Genomic DNA, 21857 nt, shown 5'->3' with positions numbered 1-21857 from the left:
GGACCCAACCCGAAAGGGCCCGTCATGGTCTCCACGACTCCGCTCGCGCCCGGGAACGAACCGGCCGCGCTCACCACCACCCGCCGCAAGTCGGCCCGACCCTTCGCAGGGGGTCAGCGCCGGCCGACGTCCGCACGATCCCGCGAGTCCCGAACCGCAGCGTGGATGGTCGGACCGGCAGGGATCCTCCTCTTCCTGTTCCTCGTCGTGCCGGTGGTTCTGGCCTTCATCCTCGCCTTCACCAACGCCAGGCTGATCTCGCCCAGACCGGCCGAGTTCATCGGGTTCGACAACTTCACCAACCTGTTCACCGATTCGGTGTTCTGGGCCTCCCTGCGCAACAACGTGGTGTTCGCGCTGGTCATCGTGCCCGTCCAGGCCGGGTTCGGCCTCGTGCTGGCGCTCCTGGTCAACGCGAAGGTCCGCGGGACGAACTTCTTCCGGACCGTGTACTTCGTCCCGGTGGTGACGTCGATCGTCGTCATCTCCCTCCTGTGGAAGTTCCTCTATCAGCTGGACGGACTTCTGAACCAGATGCTGGTGCGGGTGACGTTCGGGCACTTCACGCCGATCGACTGGCTGAACAACCCGTCGACCGCGCTGCCGGCGATCATGGTGATGTCGGTGTGGCAGGGCGTGGGATTCCACATGATCATCTGGCTGGCCGGCCTGCAGACGATCCCGGCCGACCTCTATGAGGCGGGCGACCTGGACGGCGCCTCCGGCTGGCAGCGCTTCCGGTACATCACCTGGCCGGGCCTGCGGGCGACGCGGACGTTCATCCTCATCACGATCACGATCTCCGCGCTGAGCCTGTTCTCACAGATCAGCGTGATGACCCAAGGTGGCCCGCTCGACTCGACGACGACCCTGGTGTTCATGGCGGTCCGCAGCGGCTACAAGCAGCTCGCCACCGGGTACGCCTCGGCGATCTCGCTCATCTTCTTCGTGCTCGTCCTCACCGTCGCCGCGATCCAGCGGTTCTTGACCCGGGAGAAGGTCTGACATGGCTGCACTGACAGACGCACCGACCGGGGTGCAGCCTGCACCTGCTCCCCAGAACCGCCGGCGGGCGCCGGTCAGCCGCCCGCGGTCGGTCCTCATCACGGTGGCCCGCGTGGTCCTGGTCCTGGTCTTCGTCCTGCCCTTGCTGTTCATGTTCGTGTCGTCCCTGAAGCCCGACCTGCAGATCTTCGCCGACATGACGAACTGGCGCGCCTTCCTGCCCGTGGGAGATGTCTCGTTGGACAACTACGCGGGAGTCTTCGACCGCGTGCCCTTCCTGCGCTTCCTGCTCAACTCCATCGGGATCTCAGGACTCACGGTGGTGCTCGGCATCTTCGTCAACAGCCTGGCCGCGTTCGGCCTCTCCCGGCTCCAGTGGCGCGGTCAGCAGGCCGTGCTGACGGCGATCATCGCGACGCTCATCGTGCCGTTCGAGACGCTCGCCCTGCCGCTGCTGTGGTGGGTCAACAAGCTGCCGTCCATCCAGCTGGACGGGTTCCACCTCGTGTTCACGACCGGCTGGATCGACACCTACCAGGTGCAGATCATCCCGTTCATCGCGAACGCCTTCTCGATCTTCCTCTTCTACCAGTACTTCTCCAGCATCCCGCGCGAGCTGGACGAGGCCGCCCGCATGGACGGTGCCGGCTGGTTCCGGATCTACCGCAGCGTCGTCATGCCGCTGTCCGGTCCGGCGATCGCCACCGTCGCCATCCTGACCTTCCTGCCGATCTGGAACGCCTACATGTGGCCACTCATGGTCGTCCAGCGAGAAGAGCTGCGTCCCGTGATGGTCGGGATCCAGTACTTCTTCCAGCTGAACGTCGCCTGGGGTCAGGTCATGGCGTACGCCTCGATGATCACCATTCCCGTCCTCGTGCTGTTCCTTGGGTTCCAGCGCTCATTCATCAACAGCATCGCCTCGAGCGGTGTGAAGGGTTAGGCATGTTCCTCCTTCCTGACGTCTGGACCTGGGATGCATGGTTCGTCGACGACGGCCACCAGTTCCACGCCTTCTACCTCAAGGCCTCCCGCGCCCTGCTCGATCCGCACCGGCGGCACGAGCGAGCAAGCGTCGGGCACGCCGTGTCAGCCGATCTGCGCACGTGGACGGAGGTGGCCGATGCCCTCGTTCCCAGCGACGGTCCCGCCTTCGACGACCTCGCCATCTGGACGGGCTCGGTCCTTCGGGGTCCGGACGGCGTGTGGCGGATGTTCTACACCGGTCGCACCCGAGGGGAGCCCGGGATGCGACAGCGGGTCGGAGTCGCCACCTCGGCCGACCTGCTGACGTGGCGGACCGATCCTGCCCAGCAACCGGTCGTCGCCGACGAGCAGCACTACGAGCTGTTCGGCGACTCGGCGTGGGACAACGAGACGTGGCGCGACCCCTGGGTCTTCCCTGATCCGCACGGTGCCGGGTGGCACATGCTCGTCACTGCCCGAGCCCAGCACGGCGAGCTCCGGCAGCGCGGCGTCGTCGGCCACGCCACCTCCACTGATCTGGAGACGTGGCGCGTCGAGCCGGCGCTCAGCGAGGCAGGCGCCGGCTTCGGACAGCTCGAGGTGCTGCAGGTGGTGGAGGTGGACGGTCGCGGCGTGCTGCTGTTCAGCTGCTTGGCCGGCGAGCTGGCCGACGACCGTCTGGAGACGGACCCCGACGGCGGCATCTGGAGCCTGCCGGTGGACGACCTCACAGGACCGTTCGACATCAGCCAGGCCACGCGCCTGACCGACAGCTCCCTGTACGCGGGAAGGCTGGTGCAGGACCGGTCCGGAACGTGGAACCTGCTCGCGTTCGTCAACCATGACGACTCGGGAGAGTTCGTCGGCGGCCTCTGCGCTCCGATTCCCGTTGCCTGGATCGGTGGCGTGCTCACCTGCGAACGCTCACCAGCGCGGTTCGCGCCGGTCGTGTAAGGCAACCTTCCTGTTCGTCGCCTCCCGGGCGCGGCTTCCCCACCGCGCCCGGGCAGTCGGCTTGCAGGTGCACCACCTGACGGTTTGCGCCCGTTCTTCGCGAGGGGACCGACAGCTAGGAGCCCGATGTCCGACGCCCAGACGACCCTCTCATGGCGCCCGTGGGCGTCGCTGTCTGAGGCGGACGTTCGCGCGGTGACGCGCGGTCGAACGGCGCGCGCCCATCCACTCCACTCCGAGCTGTTCGGAGAGATGTCAACCCTCATGGAGCGCATCCGGACGGGTGGGGACGAGGCGGTCCGCGCCGTCACCCTCGACTTCGACGGAGTCGCGCTGGAGGGGCCCCTCCTGCGGGACGTCGACATGCTGCGCACGCAGTACGGGCACGCGCTCCCCGACGACTTGCGCGACGCCCTGGATCTGGGTGTCGAGCGCGTGCGTGCCTACAACTCTCTGCTCGCCGAGCGCTCGCGGGACTATCTGGTCGCATTCGGCCCGGATCGCATGGGACAGCTGACGCGACCCCTGGACTCGGCTGCCCTGTTCGTGCCGGCGGGCAAGGGCTCGTTCCCGTCCGTCCTCATCCACGTCGGCGGACCGGCGGTGGAAGCGGGCGTCGCGAACCTTGTCGTGGCCTCGCCGCCCGACAAGCGCTGGGGACCGGAGCACGGGTACGTCGACCCGGCGACGGTGCACATCGCCTCTCGCCTCGGGATCTCCCACATCCTGGTCGCCAACGGACCGGCCTGCATCGCAGCCGTGACTTTCGGCACCGAGACCGTCCCAGCAGTCGACATGATCGCCGGACCGGGTAGCCCGGCGATCGAGACGTGCCAGCGCATCGCTGCGGCGGCCGGGCTCGTCGTGCCGGCCGGACTTGGGCCGTCCGACTCGCTCATCGTCGCGCAGTCTGGCCTCGACCCAGAGATGCTCGCTGCCGACTTCCTGAGCGAGGCGGAACACGGCAGTGACTCGTCGGCCGTCTTGCTCAGCGACGACGCTGCGCTGCTCGACGCGACCCTCGCGGCAGCGAGCCGAAGGCTTTCTGAGCTTCCGCAGCCGCGGCACGGGTATGCACGATCGGCGGTGGCACGCGGCGGCGCGTACCTGGTGTCCGACGTGGAGGAGGCGCTCGACGTCGCCAACGCCTACGCGCCTGAGCACCTGCTCCTGCTCACTCACGACAACGACGCCGCGCTAGCACTCGTGCGGGACGCGGGCACGGTCCTTCTTGGCCGCCACACGCCATTCGTGGCGTCGAGCTATACCGGGGGCACGCCCGCGACCCTTCCGACCACCGGGGCCGCTCGCACCGCCAGTGGGGTGACCGCCACCTCGTTCACCAAACGGATCGCGGTGCTCGAGCTCGACGCGACCACCATGGCAGCGATGGCGGGACGACTGGAGCTGATCGCGCGACACGAGGGCTTTCCCGCGCACGCGGAGTCCGCACGAATCTCGCGCGAGGACGGTCGGTGAGGTACCGCTGACCATGGATCGAGGCGTAGGCCGCGGAGTGGGGTCGAAACGTTCAGCGACCCGGTGGGGTCTCCCGGATAGGTGACAGCCGAGCACCGGCGGTGAGGGTCACGTTGGTCTCGTGCTCGACTTCGGGGCTGCTCACCCCGCACGGTTACGAGGTCGCGGTCGATGCGGCCGCCCGAACCTCCACGGGCCCACAAGGCGCCGCGGTCACCAGGTAACCGCGGCGCCCAGCCGCTACCGTCGGTGTGCTGGCCGTCGTGAGCGGCCGATGAGCAGGAGCAGCGCTCCCGCGCCGAGCAGTGCCGCGACCCACGTGAGCAGTTCACCCGCCGATGCGCCGGTGATCGGCAGCCCGTCCGGTGACGCGGTCGTCGTCGGCGCGGCGGGAGCTGCGGTCGTCGTCGGCGCGGCGGGAGCTGCGGTCGCCGTCGGCGCGGCGGGAGCTGCGGTCGCCGTCGGCGCGGGGGGTGTCGCGAAGACGAGGACGCTCAAGGTCGCCGGCGTGCTGCGCAGGCCGGCGGCGTCCGTCACGGTGAAGCGCACGTCGACGTTCCCGACGAACCCGGCCTCCGGAGTGAAGGTCGCGACCCCCGTGACCGGGTCGACGGTTGCCGACCCCACGAGGGCGGAGGTGGCGTCCATCTGCCACGTGAACGGGCCCGTCCCGACCGGCGCCGGAAGCTGGACGCTCACTGGCGTCCCGGCAGGAGTGCTCACGCTCGTGCCCGCGGTCGTGGGGTGGACGCGCAGGACGGAGGTGACCGGCTCGCTGGTCAGGCCGTCGGCACCGACCACGGCGTGGGTGATGGTGAGGATCCCGCTGTAGCCCGGGGCCGGGGTGACGACCAGGGTGTGTCCGACGACCGTGACGGCGGCGATGTCGGGTGTCGGTCCCGCCTGCACGACGGTGGTCAGGTTCGTCCCGTGGGGCGTCTGCGGCGTCAGGGTCACGGGGACCGGGGTCAGGGATGCCTCGACGTCCGCCTGGGTGGCATGCGCGACGGGGATGACGGTGAACGTGACGACGCGGGTCTGGGTGGCCAGGCCCGCGGAGTCGTAGCCGGTCAGCGCGATCTGGATGATGCCGGAAAGGTCAGTGGTGTCGAGGGTGAGCACACCGGTGGACGGGTCGATGCGGACGGCACCGGAGGTCACCTCGGGTCCGGCGATCGTCCAGGTGGAGGGGCCGGTGCCCACCGTCGTCGGCGTGGCCGCCACGAGGGTCTCTCCGGTCGTGCCCTCGACGACCGGCAGCGGTGCCAGGTAGGGGTGGACGATGACGGACGCGTCGACGGTCCCGCTCGAGACACCGTCGGTGTCGTCGACGTGGTAGCCGGCGAGATAGCTGCCGCTGTGCCCGCCGGAGACGACGACGTCCAGGATGCCGCCCGCGCTGACGGTCGCGTCGGTGCCGAGTGCGATGCGGGTCGCCCCGTCGCGGGTGAACGCGAACGGACCGGTACCGGCCGGGGTCGGCAGCGTCAGGCTGTCCGCGGCGTTCCCGTCCTCGTCGAGCCACAGCTCAAGGACGGCCGGCCCGGCCCCCGGGCGCACGCGCACGGTGACGGTGGCCGGCGCGCTGTGCAGACCGGACGCGTCGATGGCCTCGTACTGGACGGTCGTGACGCCACTGAACCCGGCGGCCGGGGTGATCGTCAGCTGCGGCCCGGTCGGGGTCGAGACGACCGTCGCGTCAGCAACCCCCGGGCCGTGCGGCAACAGCTGGTACGTGAACGGACCCGTCCCCACCGGCAGCCCCGGCGCGGCGGTCACCGGCTGCCCCATGTCGGTCACGACCGACGCGGGCTGCCCGGCAGGCAGCACGTCGACCGTGACGGCGGCCCATCCCGAGGTACCCCCGTCGGGGTCGGTGACCTGGTAGGTCGCACGGATGGGACCGCTCGCGCCGGGGGCGGGCGTTACCTGGAGCTTCTGCCCCGAGGGTGCGACCGACCCGACGGACGGCGTCGTCGGCGCGGTCGTGGCGACGGTGAACGGGCCCGTCCCCACGGCATCAAGGTCGATGAGCACGGTCGACGGCGTCGCGGAGGCGACCACGGGGCCCGCAACGACGGGCGCTGCGGTCGGGGTCCACTGCAGTGTCGCGCTCGCTACATTGTCGGCGGCCAGGGTCGGGTCGTCACTCGCACTGGTGACCGTGCCGGTGACGGTGCGCCTTCCACTCGCGCTTGTCGCGAGAACGTTCGGCACAGTCAGCGGGGGCAGGTCGGTGCCCGGTGCCAGGTCGCCGCTCGGCAGGTAGGAGCAGGCCGCCTGGGACGGCGTCGAGGCCGAGCAGTCCCAGCCGGCGCCGGTCGGGAGCCCGAAGGACACGCCCGCCGGTGCGGCCGCGGCCAGGGAGACGGCTTCCCCGGCAGGTACCGGGCCGCTGGCCTCCGAGGTGCGGACCGCCAGGGCGAGAGTCCCCGGGACGCCGGTCGACTGGGTCGAGGCAGTCGCGGCGACGGACAGGTCGGGCTTGATCGGGTTGACCGACGTCACCTTGAGGAACGTGAGCTCGTGGATGTCCGTCTTGTTGCCGGTGGAGGCAGCCCAGCCGAACTTGAACGTCGGCGTCGTCGCGATCTCCGCCGGCTCGTCGACCTGGGACACCAGGACGCCGTCGAGGAAGACGCTCACCTGGGGTGCCGGATCCGTCGGCGGGTCGATCACGATGTGGGTCGCGATCGGTGCCGGCCGGGGGGCGCTTGCCGAGTGCAGCGAGGGGGCGCCAGACACGTCGGCCGTGTTCACCGGGGCGTCGAGCAGGCAGTAGCCGTTCAATCCGTTGCCGGGGCCGCGCATCGCGACGCTCGACGTGTGGTTGAAGTCGCTGCCCCAGATCCACGCCGGATTGGTGGAGGGGCAGTCCGCGGTGTTGTTCGTCTCGACGCTGAAGTTGCCCCAGGCGTCGAACCCGATACCGAGCAGGCCGCCGGACAGGCCGGGGACGCCCAGGCGGTTGTGGTAGCCCAGGGACCCGCCGAACGCACCCGGGGTCGACAGGGTCTGCGACCCGTCCGCGAGGAAGAACGTGATCCCGTCGGCTGCCGACCCGCCGTACTGGAACTGGTTGAACGTGATGTCGAGGCCTGCCTTCGTCGGCAGCGCCTTGTCATACAGAAGGAAGCCGGCTTGGTCCACGACTGCGGCGGTCAGTCGCAAGGCGCCGCTGCCGACCGAGTCGATGGCACCCGCCTGACAGCCCGGGATCGGGGCCGCCGAGGTGTCCGAACCCGCCGTCAGGCACGCGCGGAAGTTGGTGCCGCCCGCCAGATAGCGCGAGTTGACGGTCGTCGCGTCCCGGAAGGTCTCCACGAAGAGGGTGGTGCCGCTCGAAGCCTGCGCGGGGACGGCGACGCACACGGACGTGGCGACCACGGCCACGACCGCTGCGACAGCAGGTAGCAGGCGACGTCGACCGGCCGCGGGCTGGGCGCGACGATGCGCCCGTGCGGCTCGTCCCACCGTGGAGCGCCCTTCCGTGGGGTCAGTCAGAGTCGTCATGGCCTCTGGATCGGCAGCCGCGGTGCAAATCGTTTGGCATCCGCCGGGTGAAACTCGCGCCCCAAGCCACCGGGTCGAACCTTGGTTCGGCCCGTTTCGTCGTCGCGGGGCCGGTGGTCGGCGCTGGGTCGCTATTCGGGCTCGAGCGGCACGTACTGGTTTCGCTCGTCGTCGAACCGCCGACGGGTTGCGGCGGGCTGCGCCCATGCCCAGGCGACCACCACATCGCGTGTGCCGTCGAAGTCGACGTGGGATGCCGCCTCGGCGCCCTCACCCTGCCAGATCGCGCTCCACGAGCCGTCGCGAAAGCGCGTCACGAACACGTGCCCCGTCCCTGGCGAAGGTGCGTTCGTCACGACGTGTGCGACCTCCGATCCGAGATGGTCGGAAAGTCGGTGCGCCCTGGAGGCAGGACGTTCCGGCAGCTGGGCTCTGATCGACCCCGCCGAGCAACGCTACAAGCCTGGCCGTGACGACGATCGGTCGGCCCTGGCGGTGACAGAGACACTGCGTCCGACGGACCGCCCGGCGCGCGCGCGAAGGACGAACGGTGCGTTTGACCCCGACCGCGCCGAGCCGGGGGGTGAACTCTCGGCGGCCGGGCACCCCGAGTCGCCCCGGAGACCCTGACGAACCACGACAACGGGTACCCGGCTCCGGCCGGATATGGCATGCGGCCCGCAACGCTCGTCGGCCGGGCGTGGGAAAGGCAGCAGAATTGTGCGTCCGACCAGCCCACCGCCTCAGGAGCCACCGTGCGCCGCGCACTCACCGTCGCCATCGCGACTGCACTGTCCCTCACTCCTGTCGCCTTCACCGCGACACCTGCCTCCGCGGCGACGGGGAGCTGCACGGCGTCGATGTCGGTGACGGCACCGGCTCAGTACACGACGACAGTCGTGCGGGTCTCGGGCGTCGGCGGCTCCGCCAAGGTGACGACCGCCGCCCACTACAAGACGACGACGAACCAGAAGCAGACCACGGCGTCCACCACGGGCAAGGCCTCGGTCGCGTACTCCATCTCCCGCGCGACCAAGGGCTACAAGGTCGTCGTGAGCGTGTCCGCGACGAAGGGCACGTCCACCTGGAAGTGCAGCACGTCCTTCACGCCCCGCTGAGCGAAGCCGGGCCGGCGCTGCCGCGCTGCGCCTCACGGGTCGTGGGCAACGATCGCTGAGGGCACTCCCGCGCGCCTGCACGTCGGGCTGATGCCACAGCCCGCATGACGCCGACCGGGTGAAATCTCGCCGGCCAGGCGGCACGCGTCTCGGTTCCCCGGACGACAGCGCCGACCGGGCCTCAGGTCCAGGGCGCCGGTCGGGCGTCGGCTGCCCGCACGACGTGCTCGAGGAGCCGGATCCCAGGCTGACCTGCAACAGCGCCATCGACCTGCGCCCCCCGGCAGCGGCGGAACGGCCGGCCGCAGCAGGAGCGGCGCATGGATGCGGTCGTGGGCGGACCCGACCCGCGCTGGTATGTGCAATGAGCGTCGGAGAAAATGTCCGACTTGACATTCCGGGGTTAGGAGACGGTACGCCCCGATCGTCGACGTTTGCCCGATCATTTCCCCCGCATCGCCGTCGGCCATAGCACATTGCGGTTGATAAACTCGCGCACGCCGGCCGACGGAGGAAGGAGCCCAGAGATGGTCGCCCAGCGCGATGTACTGGACTTGCTCCGCGACGCGGCGGTCCGTGCCCTCGACGAGTCGTGGGACATCCACCTGCCGTCGACGCTCCTCGAGCGCGCGTGGGTGGCTGCGCTGCGCAGCCTGCGATCCTCCCTGCGTGGCACGTGGGGCGATCTGGGGCTCGACGTGCTGCTGCGCGGCCCGGCACGCGATCAACGGACCGGCCCCTCGGACGCGCTCGTTTTCGGCATGGCGCTCGACGCGTTCGTCGTCGCCCTCGGCGCGGCGTCGGAGGACGACGACCTGTCTGCGGAGGACGTGGTGTCCGCGGCGGACCAGCTCCTCGACAGGTCGCGGTACCGCGAGGCCGACCTCGCCGGCCCCGCCACCCACGCCGGGATCGACGTGGTGCGCGCAGCCCACACACTTCTGGGACTCGTTCTCGGGGTCGGCTCATTTGCACGCGTCAGAGAGCTGACGGCCAATGCGGAAACGCTCGAATGGGAAATTCAAGACCGATTGACGTGGGAGAAGTCGAGCGCCGCGAACGACCCGGGTGCTCGCCGATCGATCCTCGAGCGGCTGCCCATCTTTCGCGGGCTCCGTCCCCGCCGGCCGTCCACCGCGCCCGAGCACGAGCTGCACCGCGGTCCGCACGTCAACGTCGCGGTGCTCGCCGCTGCCGGACCCGCTGAGCACCTGCCCCGGGTGCGACCCGGCAGCCGCGTCTGGCTCGCCGTCAACGTCGGGCCGCACGCGGACGATGCCGCGAACGGCCTCCGGCCGCCGCTGACTCTTCCGAAGCGGGTCCGGCGGGAGCTGGTCGACGTCGTCATCCTGGCCGACGGAACGGGAGACAAGTTCCCTGTCGCACCTCCGCCGGGACAGCTGCGCATGTCGGCCGACGGGCCGTTCACCGTGACCCGGCCGGCGGGCATCGGACCGGCAGGCAAGGCGGACTCCCTGCGCCTGTACTTCGCGCTGCAGGCGCCGACCGAGCCGGGCGACTGGCGGGTGCGATGCGTGCTCTCCGTCCGCGGACTCATCGTCCACGTCGAGCAGGTCAACGTCGTCGTGGCGGAGATCGCCCCGGGGATCGCGGCGCAGTCCGACGCCGGGTCGTCGGGAGAGCCGGTGACGGAGACGACGGCGGAGACGACGTTCCGGCTCGTGGAGGACATGACCGATCCGGAGTCGCTCGAGGGCATCGAGGCGCCGACGCTCGCGCTCTACGCGAGCTGCGACGACGGGAGGCAGAACTTCTCCTTCCTGCTCTCGGACGACGCCGGCGTCGAGGCCGCGCAGGTGCACTTCGACCCGGAACGGGTGGCGGCCTTCATCGACACGGCGCGGGTCGCCCTCGACGAGGTCACCTGGGTCATCCCGGAGCCCGACGAGCAGGGCGCCGTCACCTGGTACTCCTGGAACTGGGCCGCCGTCGGGGACCCGTCGCAGGTGGCGAGCCACCTGGTCGCGCTGGCCCGGACGGGCCGGCTGGTCTGGGGCGACCTCGCGGAGGGGCTCGCCAAGCACCCCTCGTTCGTCTCCCAGCTCCGCGAGGCGATGAGGACACCCGGCAGCGTGCAGGTGGCCCTCAAGGACAGCATCACGCACGTGATCCCGGTGCAGTTCCTCTACTACCTCCCGCTGCGCACCGACGTCGACGAGACCTTGCGCCTCTGCGACGCGACGAAGGAGTGGCTCGCCGCCAACGTCGACGGATCGGACGACGCCGAGGAGCCGCCGTGCGTCGCGGGGACCTGCCCCCAGGAGGGGGACGACTCGCGCGTGTGCATCGCGGGGTTCCTGGGATATCGGCACCGGGTGACCAGCGACCTGGACAGCGCGACGGCGCTCAGCGAGCTGGACATGTCACTCACGGCCTGAGGTGTCCCGCCGCAGGTAGTTCCATGCCAGGAACGCGCAGACCAGCCCGTTGACGGCCCCCATGGCCACGTCGGTGGGGTGGTGCATGCCCCGGTACAGGCGTGCCGCGCCGACGCACACGGGAACCAGCAGGCAGAGCACGGTCACGACGACACGCAGCACCGGGTTGCCGATCCGCTGGGCGATCAGCGCGAGCGTGACGTAGAACGCCGTGGAGGCGCCGGTGTGCCCGCTCGGGTACGACGAGGTCGGCGGCGAGGTGTCCAGGTGGTCGACGTCGGGGCGGTGCCGCCCGACCACCAACGCGGACGTCATGAAGACGATCGCCTGCACGCTGATCGCCTGGACCGGGATGATCGCGACCCACCACTGCTTCGTCCGCCACCAGAAGAGCGCGACGAACAGCACGCACGCGCCGATGATGATCTCGGTGCTGCCGACCGCCGAGAGGGCAGCCGTGACGGAGTTCAGCGCCGGCGTCCGGATCGAGACGAACCAGCGGTTCATGGCCTGCTCGCCCGGCCAGTCGTCCAGCGGTCCCGTGATCAACAGACCCACGCCCACGACGACGACCCAGAGCGCGACGGCGGGCAGGAGTACCCGGACGCCGATGTCGCGGAGCGCCGCACGGCCGGCCGGTGCGGAGTCGTCGAGCTCGTATCGGTGCAGGAAGGTGTGCATCAGGGCTCCGGGTGAGGGGCGACGGCGGACCAGCCGCTGTAGCCGAGGTAGGACGCTCCCGCGAGGGCTGTGCCGAGGGCGAACCCCGCGATCACGTCGGAAGGGAAGTGCACGCCGAGCATCACGCGGTCGATACCGGTCAGCAGGACGCAGGCTGCCGCGACGACGGGTACGACGACCCGTCCCCGGGGGCCGAGCAACGGCCAGACGAGCAACGTCACGGTCACCGCGACGGCGGCGGTGTTCGTCGCGTGCCCGGACGGGAAGCTGGATCCAGGGGCGTGCGCGACCGCGTCGGCGACGACCGGCCGCGTGCGCTGCACGAGGCCCTTCGCTCCGAGCTGCAGGGCCCACGCGGCCATGATCGTGAGGAACGCCCAGAGTGCGCGCGTGGTCAGTCCGTGCCGCCGCCAGACCCAGACGCACAACCCGGTCGCCGCGAGGTTGAGCCACTTCGCCTGGAACATCTCCTGCCAGGCGAGCAGCAGCTGCCGCAGCTCGGGGTGTGCGCGCGTGATCGCGGTGGCGGCGACGATGGCCCGCTGGTCGAGGCGAAGGACGTCGTCGACCTGTGCACGCACCAGGTAGGCGAGCAGGGCGACCGGAACCGTGAACGCCACCCCGAACGCGGCGGCACGCAGGAGCGCGCGGCGGCGGAGGGGGAGAGGACGCATCCCCGGAGGCTAGGGCCGTCGGACCGTCCCCGCTCGTCGGGAGGCGACGCCGAGGGGACGCAGCGCCTCGTCCCGCGGGTCACGAGCCTGTATCGAGGAACGCGAGGCGCAGGGTGTCGGCGGACGTCTTCAACCGTTCGGCGTACCGGACCTCGTCCCAGCTCGGGGCTGGGATCGTGCCGAGCGTCTGGTCCACGCCTGCGGAAGAGAGCACCACGGTGATCCCCGGACTCGTCTGCGATGCCGGCGTCGTCCCGTCGGGGACCAGCATCTGCGCGGAGGACGGGTCGCTGAACCCGGCGAGCGCCCACGGGATGCGCAGCTCCAGCTTCGAGCCGTCGGCGTGCCACGTCGCCCGGCTGTCGAACTCCGGAGCCGAGACGTCGAACGTGCCGTAGCGCAGAGCGCCGGCGTCGAAGAGCTCGAGAGGCTGTGGCCCGATCCCGGGGACGGTCAGCGCGCGGTTCACGACGAGCTGGTACGGCCACCACCCGGGGACCGTCGCATCGCGGGCGTCAGCCGGCACCTGGTAGTCCAGCACCAGCGGGTCGAGCTGTCGGCGGACCCAGGCCTGCCCCGTGCGGGTGCCGAGCTCCAGAGCGAACGCGGTGTCCGGACGACGGTCACCGGCACCGGGAGGTGGTTCACCGGTCAGCGCGGGCAGGGAGTCCAGACCGACCGTCAGCTGTGAGACATCGGCCGACGAGAGGTCGATGCTCAGGTGCAGGTAGCTCTCGTCCATCCACCACGAGGCTCCGTCGGCGGGTCCCGTGGCAGGGTCGACGGGCAGGGCGGCGGGGGCGTCGTCCGGCGGCCCGAGCGGGTCGGTGGCGACGATCCCGAAGTACTGCTCGTTCGTGAGCTCGTCGTGCCAGAAGGGCCGACGCCCCGGCGGGTACTGGTGGGTCTGGGTGTTCCAGGTCGCCTTGAACCACTCGTCGGTCCACGAGAAGACGAAGCCACCGGCGAGGCCCTGCTGCCGGATGAGGCGCAGCATGTCCGCGTCCATCGTCATGGCTTCCTGCTCGTCGTGGTCGCCCTGGCCGCGGCCCAGCGGTCCGTAGTGGGCGGTGCCGATCGACGACGGGACCCCGAACTCGCTGATGACGACCGGCATGTGCGTGTAGTGGTCCCGGAGAGAGGCGAGGTAGGCGCCGTAGGGATCGCTGCTGCCGGGGAACTCGTAGCGCTGGAAGTCCGGGTAGTACGGGTAGGCGTGGAAGCTCGCGAAGGTGCCGCCCGGCCAGGCGGACGTGGGAAGGACGTGCTCGGCGTCCACGCCGGCGAGGTCTTCGAGCGGGTTCGGCTCGAGCGGGTGCGTCAGAGGGTCCGCCGTGGGCCAGTTGACGAACGCGATCGGGGAGCTGCGGCCGCGGGTCACCTCGTCCGTGGCGAGCAGGTTCATCCGGGTGGCCAGCCAACGCTCCGTCGGGCTCGCGTCGGGCGTGCTGTGGAAGAGGTCGCCGCCGCCGGCCGGTGCGCTCTGGTTCAGCGCGTCGCTGGCCTCGACGGCCGTTCCGTCCCACTCGACCCCGATGATCCAGCCGATCAGCCACGGGCTGACGTCGGTGGTCCAGGTACCCGACGCCCTCCCTGGCGCCGGCTCGCGTACGAGGTCGCCCGACACCGCTGCGGAGGCGTCGCGGAGCTCGGCGTCGAAGGCGTCGGTCACGGCCGAGTCGTAGAGGTTGCCCTTCTGGACGTAGGACTCGTCCGGCAGGTAGACGCCCTGGACCAGGTAGAGCGGCTGGTCCGGCCACCTGCGGTTGTAGGCGGCGAGCTCGTCGTAGAACGCGGGCGGGTGGATCGTGTAGTCGCGCACCACGCGGATGCCCATGCGACCCATGACGTCGAACCAGCGTCGGTAGTCCGACGCCGAGACCGCGAGCTCACCGGGTTCGTGTCCCGGGGTGGACGCGCCCACGTCCACCCCCGGCAGGAAGGTGCGGTCCGCGCCGGCGGTGTGCAGGAAGAACCCGGTCGGGCCCGCCTGAGCATTGACCTGGAGGCCCTCGACCGTGAGCGGGCTGGGCGCCCAGGACGAGCCCGCCGGCGGTGACGTGGGGAGGTCCTGGGTACCCAGCATGGCGATCTGCTCCCCGAGGTTCGGGTCTGCCGTGTCCGCAGCCGGACCGAACGGTCGCACGACCACGAGGACCACAGCGAGTGCGACGGCTGCGGCCGTGGCCCCGGCGAGTGCAGACGTCCGGGCCGGATGACGACGACGCGCGGTGTCCGCGTGCCCGACCCGGGTCATCGTCCCCCAGGCACCGCGCTTGCGCCGCAACGCCTGCCAGATCCCCTGGAGCTGGAACCCGGCGAGGGCCTGCCGGTACCCGAGGTTCTCCAGCACCGCCGCGGGGAGTCCGCGCGCCAGGTCGGTCCAGCGTCGGTAACGGGAGAACGACGCCTCTTCCAGGACGACCGCGCAGAGGGTGACCAGGATCCCGTAGCCGTAGGCCACGAGCATGAAGTGCCAGGCGAACTGCACGTCGACGATGCCCAGCACGAGGCTGACGGGGATCAGGATCAGGGCGAGGAGCTCGATGACCGGGGCAGCCAGCTCGAACAGGACGTAGAACGGCAGCGCCACCAGACCGATCCGCCCGTAGCGCGGGTTGCCGATCATCCTGCGGTGCCGCATCAGGACCTCGGTGAGCCCACGGTGCCAGCGACGCCGTTGGCGCCCCAGGATCCGCAGGGTGTCGGGCGCCTGGGTCCAGGCGACGGGGTCGGCGGCGAAGACGACCTTGTAGTCGCTCCTGGCCTCACGCAGCCGGCGGTGCATCCGGACGACGAGCTCGGCGTCCTCGCCGACCGTGTCGAGCTGCATGCCGCCGATGTCGAGGACCACGTCTCGTCGGAACAGCCCGCAGGCTCCGGAGATCACGACGAGACCGCCCAGCCGCGACCAGCCGGTCCGGCCGGTCAGGAAGGCCCGCAGATACTCCACGATCTGGATCCGGACCAACCACTGGCGCGGCATCCGGACATCGACCACACGACCGGCCTCGATGCGCGAGCCGTTGGCGATCCGCACGACGCCTCCGACGGCGACCACGCGCGTGGGGTCGTCGGCGTACGGCCTCACGAGGCGCAGCAGCGCGTCGTTGTCCATGACCGAGTCGGCGTCGACCACGCAGACGAGGTCCTGGCCGGCCATCGCTATCCCGACGTTCAGCGCGTCCGCCTTGCCGCCGTTCGCCTTGCGCACCACCCGCAGGCCGTCCGGGTCGTTCCGGGCGACGTGCAGCGACCGGACGGCTCCGCGGTACTGGAGGCCGGTCGGGTCCACGTGCGGGATCTCGACGAGGTCGAACGCCGTGCGGAGCGCCTCGAACGTGTCGTCCGTGGAGCCGTCGTCGACCACGGTCACGTCGAACCGTGGATACCGCAGGGCCAGCAGTGCCTGGACGGACGACACGATGACCGGACCTTCGTTGAACGCGGGAACGATCAGCGAGACGGACGGCGCCAGCGGGCTGCGGAACAGGTCGTCGGCTCCGGCGACCGGGGTGCGGCGGACGTGCCGGACGAACACGCCGGCAGCCAGCGTGATCAGCACGAGGTAGGCCGTGTTGATCGCGATGAAGTACACCAGGATCAGCTGGTCGGCCAGGTCGAGCAGCCAGAGCAGTGCGTCGCCGACGATGCTCATCGGCGGGCCAGGTCGAGTCGGGCGAGGGCCAGCGCCTCGCGCGCGTGCGCCGGGCCGGTCCCGTGCTCAGGGTTGGCCGCGTCCTCGGGTCCGACGAGCTGCTCGAGCGCCCGCACCCCGGGCGGACCGGTGCGACGCAGCGCCTGGGCCGCCTCGTGGGCGACTCGCGGATCGCTGTCCCCCACCAGGACCACCAGGACCGACACCGCCGATGCGGCCCCGGTGGTCCCGATCGCCCGGACGGCCGCGGCCCGCAGTGGTGCCGGCTGCGTCTCACCCGTCGCCTCCAGGAGCGGGTCGACCACGGCTCGCTGACCGATCCGGCCCAGCGCCAGTGCCGCAGACACCCTGACGGCGAGCGTGTCGTCGTGAGCAAGGACCCCGGAGATCGGGTCGACCGATTCCCCGGAGCCGATCAGCGCGAGGGCGTCGACGGCGCTCGCCCGTGTCGCGGGCTGGGGCGCGAGCAGGGCGGCGTGCAGGGCGGGCAGGGCGCCGGACCCGATCCGGCCCAGCGCGTCCGCGACGACCTGGGCCGGCAGGCCGTCGTCCAGGGAGGCCAGCAGCGGGCCCGCCGCGTCCGCGCTCGCCAGCGCCCCGAGCGCCCGTGCGGCGACCACGCGGACGAACGGCTCCGGATCCTTCAGCAGGCCACAGATCGGCTCGACGCCTTCGGGTCGCGCGAGCAGGCCCAGGGCTTGCGCTGCCCGGGCCCGCCTCTCCGGAGAGCGGTGCCCCAGGTCGGCGAGTGCGGACTCGACGACGCCACGCTCCTCGAACACGCGCGTCAAGGAGTCCCGTGCCTCGCCGCGCACCTTGCCGAGCATCGCCACGGCGACCGGCTCGAGCGCGTCCCAGGCGGGGCGCGGCAGGGCGAGGAGGCGGTCGACCCCCTCCTCGTCGGGATCGGCGACCAGCTCGACGAGCTGCCGTCGAGGTTCCTTGCGCAGAGATGCCTGGCGACGCTCCCGCAGGGTCCGGCGTAGCCGGACGGCGACGAGGACGGCGCTGAGCAGCACGATCGCGGTCGCCAGCGCGACGATCGCCCAGGTCAGGACCGTGATCGGCGTGGTCATCGGCGCTCCGTCGCGGATGCTGCGTGCGCCGGTTCGGGACGCTCGAGCAGGGGGAGGCGCACTGTCACCCGCGTCCCGCGGCCTTCTTCCGAGGCGAGGGACACCGTGCCCAGATGCTGCTCGACCATCGAGGCGACGATGGCGAGCCCGATGCCCGTGCCCGCGATGGCGCGGCCGCGTGCGTTCGCCGAACGGTAGAAGCGCCCGAACACCTTGTCCTGGTCCGTGGCCGGGATGCCGATCCCGGTGTCCTCGACGACGAGGACCGCCTCGGTGTCCGTCGAGTCGAGCGACACGGCGACGGTGCCGCCCCGAGGAGTGAACTTGATCGCGTTGGACACGAGGTTGATCACGAGCCGGTCCAGGGCCTGCTGGTCGCCGTCGACGGTCAGCGGTCGGCGGACCTCGTAGGTCAGCGTCAGCCCGGCCTTGTCCGCGGCGGGTTCGAAGGTCGATCTGGTGTGGGCGACGATCGCGCCGAGATCGACGGCCTGCAGCTCGGCGGCCTCGGCACCGAGCTCGATGCGGGACATGGTCAGGAGGTTCTCGATCATCGCCTGCAACCGCTCGATGTTGCGCTCCATGGTCCCCAGCATCGTGCGCTGCTGGGGCGTGACCGGTCCGGCGTCCTCGTCGATCAGGAGCTCCGTGTAGCCCCGGATGCTCGTGAGCGGCGAGCGGAGCTCGTGGGAGATGTTGGAGATGAACTCGGTCCGGGTGGCGTCGAGCTCCTGCAGCCGACTGACCAGCTCCTGCTCCTGCTCGACCAGCCGAGCTCGTGCGAGCGCGCGGCCGAGGTCGGCGGTGAGTCGCTCGGCGAACTGGATCTCGAACCGCTGCCACGCGGCGTGCCCCTCTGGCTCGACGAGCGTCACCGTGCCGAGGATCGCCGACCGGTCCGCGATCGGGACGACCAAGACCCGGCCGCCCACGGACGCTCGGACCTGCGAGGCCTCGAGCGGTCGATCGACGGCGTCGGGCGCGGACGCGGGAGGTGCCGTCGCCGTGTCGGTGGGCGTCCCCGGGCCGAGCTGGCCAGGTCGTTCGAGGTCTGACGAGGTGACGACCCGCGACATGGGGTCGGGCGAGGTCGCGATGGTCACGCCGGCCAGCGGAAAGAGCTCTCCGAATGCGGCCACCGCCCGTTCGAGCAGCTCCTGGTGGCCCTGCCGTTGCCGCAGCTCGACGGACAGTCGCTGGTAGTCGTCGTCCAGCCGGCGTTCCTGAGCGAGCTCGTCAGCGCGCTTGTTGGCCGTCGCGGCCATGTCCGCGATCTCCAGGGGCATACCCCCCAGGTCGATCCGGGCGTCGTAGTCACCGTGTCGGTGCTGGTCGAGGACGCCGGTGATCGCTGCCAACGGCCGCCTGATCCGTCTGCCGGTGTGCGTGGCGATGACGACCGTCGCCAGGATGCCCGCGGCGGTGAGGCCCACCAGCGCGCCGACCGTGTACCGGTTGAGAGCGGCAAAGTGGTCCACGACCGTCCGGCCCCGTGCGGTCACCCGCTCGTCGAGGACGACGCTGGCCTCGAACGCCTCCGCGTACAGGGCGTTGGCCGTGGTGTACTCCGCGACGGGGAGCGCGTTCGGCGGCGCGCCCGTGATCACGTGGAGCTGGTCCCACCAGGCCTCGGACGTGTCAACGAGGTCCTCGACGTACGCCCGGTCCTCCGGGAAGGAGACCCGCCGGAGCTCGTCGATCGCCACGTGGTAGGCGCGTTCGGCTGCCGACATGCGTTCCAGTGTCGAGGGCGCGCCTGTGAGCAGGTAGTCGTCCATGCCGAGCTCGGCGTCGGTCAGGGCGCGGCGCACGTCCAGGTTCGCGGTCCGGACCGTGAAGATCTGCGCGAGCTGGTCGTTCCCCGCGCTCGACACGACGACCGACGCGATCACCCCGACCGTGCCCCCGAGGATCAGGAGGCCGATGACGCCCGCGAACCCCCGTCGGAGAAGCTGGGTGATGCTCGCCGGACGGCGGCCGGTCATGGCTGTGTGCGCGTGAGCAGCGTCTGTATGCGGGAGACCAGCTCGCGTGGACTGAAGGGCTTGGTCACGTAGTCGTCCGCGCCCGCCGAGAACCCGGCCTCCACGTCGTTCTCCTGGGCCCGGGCGGTCAGCATGATGACTCGTGTGGAGGACAGCTCGGGCTCGGCGCGGATTATCCGACACACGTCGATGCCGGAGAGGCCCGGCATGGAGATGTCGAGCACGGCCAGGTCGGGTCGGTGCTCGCGCACCCGGGCCAGCGCGTCCGTGCCGTCGACAGCCGTGACCACGTCGACGCCCAGGTGCTCCAGCTTGAACGCGACCAGGTCGCGGATGTCCTCGTCGTCGTCCGCAATGAGTACCAGAGTCATCGGCTGCCCTTCGCCCGTACGCGGCCCACGGTAGGAGCGCCGCCCACCCCAGCACGGGTGCGCCTCCGCCTGAGTCGATCATGCCCCATGGGCCCTCGATCGCACGGGCGCGGCGGCGGAGGGCAGACGCACGTGCGCTCCGCCGCCGCTGGTGGTCAAGGCACCAGGACGATTCCTCCCCGGACGCCGCCGGTCGCCACGGCCGCGTAGGCGTCGCTCGCCTTCTCGATCGGGTAGGTCTGCGCCACGCGCGGAGTGAGGACGCCGTCGACGGCGAGTGCCGCGAGCGCGGTCAAGGCAGCCGCGTCGGACACCACGTGCACGGTCTGGACGCGGATGTCGCGTTCGGGCGCAGGGGTGGACGGCTCGGTCACCGCGACGAATGTGCCGCCGTCACGGACCGCGGCCAGGGCGGGTGCACCGAGTACGGCGGAGTCGAGCACTCCGTCCGCACGCAGCGTGCCGAGCTCGGTCCCCCGGACCACGAGCCGAGCACCGGTGCGCTCGACGAACGCGCGGTCCTCCTCGCGGGCGACGGCGAGCACCTCCAGCCCGCGGTGCCGCGCCAGCTCGACGACGAACCCGCCGACCCCGCCCGCCGCCCCGGTCACCGCGAGCGTCGCGCCGACGGGCAGGTCCAGGAGGTCGAGCGCCTGTGCTGCGGTCAGCGCGTTGAGGGCGAGGGTGGACGCCTCGGCGGCTCCGAGGGACGCGGGACGCTCCCCGACGGACGAACGCGGAAGGACCACGCTCGACGCCTGCGTGCCGACGAGCGTGTCGAACCAGTCGCTCAGCGCCAGGACCGGGTCGCCCGCGGCGAGGTCCGTGACGCCGTCGCCGACCTCGTCGACCACGCCGGCGAGGCCCCAGCCGAGGCTGTAGCGGTCGGCGGGCGGGAGCGGGAAGTAGCCGCGCACGGTGGAGACGTCGGCGGGGGTGACGGGGGCTGCCTCGACGCGGATGCGGACCTCGCCCGGTCCGGGGGTGACGAGGGGCAGGTCGACGATCTCGAGCTCGGCGGTGGGGCCGGGGACGGTGAGCGTGACGGTGGACATGTGAACCTCCAGAGGTGGTGCGTTCTGCGGGACGGCGCCTATCCTGAGCCCAGTGGTACCGTTTGGAAAGTAGGCACCTAAAAGTGCCTATGGGGTCTGTCTGGTTCCCTGGAGGAGATGTGATGACCGAGACCACCACGGCCGCGCCGCCCCGGGCGTACAACTCGTTCGACGCCGAATGCCCGACGCGCGACCTGCTCGACGAGCTCTCCGACAAGTGGGTCTCCCTCGTCCTCGTCGCCCTGCTCGACGGCCCGCAGCGGCACTCGGAGCTCCGTCGGCGCCTCAACGGCGTGAGTCAGAAGATGCTGACGCAGACCCTGCGCTCGTTGGAGCGGGACGGCACCATCACCCGCACCGTGACCGCCGCCGTGCCGGTCCGGGTCGACTACGCGCTCACGCCGCTCGGCGCCTCTCTGACGACGGTGGTCCACGCCGTGAAGGTGTGGGCCGAGGCGAACATGGACTCGGTCGCCCTGGCGCGCGCGGAGTACGACGCCCGTAGCTGAGGCGCCCCGGAAACGAGACGGCCAGTCTCACGATGTGACCAGCGGTTTGACGTCGTCGGCACCTCGATCTAAATTCCCTACCAATAAGGTCAAGATTTCCAGCGCGAAGCTCCGGCTAGCTGGATGGCAACCCTCCGCGCGGTGGGGTGCCCCGGATGAGGACCTGGTCGTGGTGGGCGTCATGCCTCCACACGGCAACGACGCGAACCCGGCACTGCCGGGACGAGAGGACGGACGATGAACGCGTTCGGGGCTCCCCGTGCCATGAGCAGAGGCGACGAGGCCGTGCTCACGCGTTCCTGTTGTCGCTGACCCCACAGCGTCCAGCAGTCCCCCGCACGCCCCCTGACGGGGCGAGCCCCGCCGCACCTCACGGTGCGCGCGTCGTCACCTCTCGAACCACACGAACGGGTA

At 70.9% G+C, this 21857-nt stretch carries 16 protein-coding genes and 1 riboswitch; of the genes, 7 read left to right on the top strand and 9 right to left on the bottom strand.

Going from position 1 to position 21857, the window contains the following annotated elements; all coding sequences use genetic code 11:
* Positions 1 to 24 precede the first annotated feature (24 nt).
* From I847_RS0111210 to hisD, 4 genes are all read left to right on the top strand, one after another.
* Entirely contained in the window at positions 25 to 1005 is a 981-nt protein-coding gene (locus I847_RS0111210; RefSeq protein ID WP_028049764.1) for a carbohydrate ABC transporter permease, read from the top strand.
* 1 nt (position 1006) lies between these two features.
* A complete protein-coding gene (locus I847_RS0111205; protein ID WP_081680796.1) occupies positions 1007 to 1948 on the top strand; it encodes a carbohydrate ABC transporter permease in 942 nt (313 codons plus the stop codon).
* Between the two features lie 2 nt (positions 1949 to 1950).
* On the top strand, positions 1951 to 2925 hold the full coding sequence (locus I847_RS23305) for a glycosyl hydrolase family 32 (protein ID WP_051274808.1): 975 nt from the start codon (positions 1951 to 1953) through the stop codon (positions 2923 to 2925).
* Between the two features lie 252 nt (positions 2926 to 3177).
* Entirely contained in the window at positions 3178 to 4404 is a 1227-nt protein-coding gene (hisD, locus tag I847_RS0111195) for a histidinol dehydrogenase (RefSeq protein ID WP_196804538.1), read from the top strand.
* Positions 4405 to 4644: 240 nt separating this feature from the next.
* Here hisD and I847_RS0111190 read toward each other — a convergent pair whose 3' ends face one another.
* Together I847_RS0111190 and I847_RS0111185 are read right to left on the bottom strand one after the other, a co-directional pair.
* Positions 4645 to 7917 carry a hypothetical protein gene (locus I847_RS0111190; RefSeq protein WP_196804537.1) on the bottom strand — a complete coding sequence of 1091 codons (3273 nt, stop codon included), beginning with the start codon at positions 7915 to 7917 and terminating at the stop codon, positions 4645 to 4647.
* 131 nt (positions 7918 to 8048) lie between these two features.
* Entirely contained in the window at positions 8049 to 8273 is a 225-nt protein-coding gene (locus I847_RS0111185) for a hypothetical protein (protein ID WP_196804536.1), read from the bottom strand.
* Between the two features lie 399 nt (positions 8274 to 8672).
* Here I847_RS0111185 and I847_RS0111180 point away from each other — a divergent pair, with 399 nt between their 5' ends.
* Both I847_RS0111180 and I847_RS0111175 read left to right on the top strand, forming a co-directional pair.
* Positions 8673 to 9035 carry a hypothetical protein gene (locus tag I847_RS0111180; protein ID WP_028049759.1) on the top strand — a complete coding sequence of 121 codons (363 nt, stop codon included), beginning with the start codon at positions 8673 to 8675 and terminating at the stop codon, positions 9033 to 9035.
* A gap of 527 nt (positions 9036 to 9562) precedes the next feature.
* Positions 9563 to 11434 carry a hypothetical protein gene (locus I847_RS0111175; protein ID WP_028049758.1) on the top strand — a complete coding sequence of 624 codons (1872 nt, stop codon included), beginning with the start codon at positions 9563 to 9565 and terminating at the stop codon, positions 11432 to 11434.
* On the opposite strand, the gene I847_RS0111170 is transcribed toward I847_RS0111175, so the two are convergent.
* The 7 genes from I847_RS0111170 to I847_RS0111135 all read right to left on the bottom strand — a co-directional run bounded on the left by I847_RS0111170 (position 11420) and on the right by I847_RS0111135 (position 20934).
* A complete protein-coding gene (locus tag I847_RS0111170) occupies positions 11420 to 12115 on the bottom strand; it encodes a phosphatase PAP2 family protein (protein ID WP_034609975.1) in 696 nt (231 codons plus the stop codon). The genes I847_RS0111175 and I847_RS0111170 overlap by 15 nt on opposite strands.
* Entirely contained in the window at positions 12115 to 12789 is a 675-nt protein-coding gene (locus I847_RS23300; protein ID WP_034609973.1) for a phosphatase PAP2 family protein, read from the bottom strand. The genes I847_RS0111170 and I847_RS23300 overlap by 1 nt, the downstream gene beginning before the upstream one ends.
* A 79-nt stretch (positions 12790 to 12868) precedes the next feature.
* Complete coding sequence (locus I847_RS27095; RefSeq protein WP_081680794.1) at positions 12869 to 16447, bottom strand: glycosyltransferase family 2 protein; 3579 nt, start codon at positions 16445 to 16447, stop codon at positions 12869 to 12871.
* Positions 16444 to 17523: a HEAT repeat domain-containing protein gene (locus I847_RS25665; protein WP_028049756.1), complete on the bottom strand. Its 1080-nt coding sequence runs from the start codon at positions 17521 to 17523 to the stop codon at positions 16444 to 16446. The genes I847_RS27095 and I847_RS25665 overlap by 4 nt, the downstream gene beginning before the upstream one ends.
* The gene (locus tag I847_RS0111145; protein ID WP_028049755.1) at positions 17520 to 19508 is read right to left on the bottom strand and encodes an ATP-binding protein; all 1989 of its coding nucleotides are present in this window, start codon (positions 19506 to 19508) and stop codon (positions 17520 to 17522) included. Before I847_RS0111145 ends, I847_RS25665 begins: the two co-directional genes overlap by 4 nt.
* Positions 19505 to 19879 carry a response regulator transcription factor gene (locus I847_RS0111140; RefSeq protein ID WP_028049754.1) on the bottom strand — a complete coding sequence of 125 codons (375 nt, stop codon included), beginning with the start codon at positions 19877 to 19879 and terminating at the stop codon, positions 19505 to 19507. The genes I847_RS0111145 and I847_RS0111140 overlap by 4 nt, the downstream gene beginning before the upstream one ends.
* A 155-nt stretch (positions 19880 to 20034) precedes the next feature.
* Positions 20035 to 20934 carry a zinc-binding dehydrogenase gene (locus tag I847_RS0111135; RefSeq protein ID WP_028049753.1) on the bottom strand — a complete coding sequence of 300 codons (900 nt, stop codon included), beginning with the start codon at positions 20932 to 20934 and terminating at the stop codon, positions 20035 to 20037.
* A 122-nt stretch (positions 20935 to 21056) separates the two neighbouring features.
* Here I847_RS0111135 and I847_RS0111130 point away from each other — a divergent pair, with 122 nt between their 5' ends.
* Positions 21057 to 21443 (top strand): helix-turn-helix domain-containing protein, encoded by a 387-nt coding sequence (locus I847_RS0111130; RefSeq protein ID WP_028049752.1) that lies wholly within the window; start codon positions 21057 to 21059, stop codon positions 21441 to 21443.
* Positions 21444 to 21530: 87 nt separating this feature from the next.
* Positions 21531 to 21650: riboswitch (SAM riboswitch) on the top strand.
* Positions 21651 to 21857: the final 207 nt, after the last annotated feature.

The organism is Cellulomonas sp. URHD0024 (genome assembly GCF_000426185.1).
In the GTDB taxonomy this organism is placed as follows: domain Bacteria; phylum Actinomycetota; class Actinomycetes; order Actinomycetales; family Cellulomonadaceae; genus Cellulomonas.
This window is presented reverse-complemented; position numbering and strand designations above follow the sequence as displayed.

Bases quoted from the DNA above. Each gene is read 5' to 3' on its own strand.
- I847_RS0111210 (WP_028049764.1), top strand. From the start codon at position 25: ATGGTCTCCACGACTCCGCTCGCGCCCGGGAACGAACCGGCCGCGCTC.
- I847_RS0111205 (WP_081680796.1), top strand. From the start codon at position 1,007: ATGGCTGCACTGACAGACGCACCGACCGGGGTGCAGCCTGCACCTGCT.
- I847_RS23305 (WP_051274808.1), top strand. From the start codon at position 1,951: ATGTTCCTCCTTCCTGACGTCTGGACCTGGGATGCATGGTTCGTCGAC.
- hisD (WP_196804538.1), top strand. From the start codon at position 3,178: ATGTCAACCCTCATGGAGCGCATCCGGACGGGTGGGGACGAGGCGGTC.
- I847_RS0111190 (WP_196804537.1), bottom strand. From the start codon at position 7,917: ATGACGACTCTGACTGACCCCACGGAAGGGCGCTCCACGGTGGGACGA.
- I847_RS0111175 (WP_028049758.1), top strand. From the start codon at position 9,563: ATGGTCGCCCAGCGCGATGTACTGGACTTGCTCCGCGACGCGGCGGTC.
- I847_RS0111170 (WP_034609975.1), bottom strand. From the start codon at position 12,115: ATGCACACCTTCCTGCACCGATACGAGCTCGACGACTCCGCACCGGCC.
- I847_RS23300 (WP_034609973.1), bottom strand. From the start codon at position 12,789: ATGCGTCCTCTCCCCCTCCGCCGCCGCGCGCTCCTGCGTGCCGCCGCG.
- I847_RS27095 (WP_081680794.1), bottom strand. From the start codon at position 16,447: ATGAGCATCGTCGGCGACGCACTGCTCTGGCTGCTCGACCTGGCCGAC.
- I847_RS25665 (WP_028049756.1), bottom strand. From the start codon at position 17,523: ATGACCACGCCGATCACGGTCCTGACCTGGGCGATCGTCGCGCTGGCG.
- I847_RS0111145 (WP_028049755.1), bottom strand. From the start codon at position 19,508: ATGACCGGCCGCCGTCCGGCGAGCATCACCCAGCTTCTCCGACGGGGG.
- I847_RS0111140 (WP_028049754.1), bottom strand. From the start codon at position 19,879: ATGACTCTGGTACTCATTGCGGACGACGACGAGGACATCCGCGACCTG.
- I847_RS0111135 (WP_028049753.1), bottom strand. From the start codon at position 20,934: ATGTCCACCGTCACGCTCACCGTCCCCGGCCCCACCGCCGAGCTCGAG.
- I847_RS0111130 (WP_028049752.1), top strand. From the start codon at position 21,057: ATGACCGAGACCACCACGGCCGCGCCGCCCCGGGCGTACAACTCGTTC.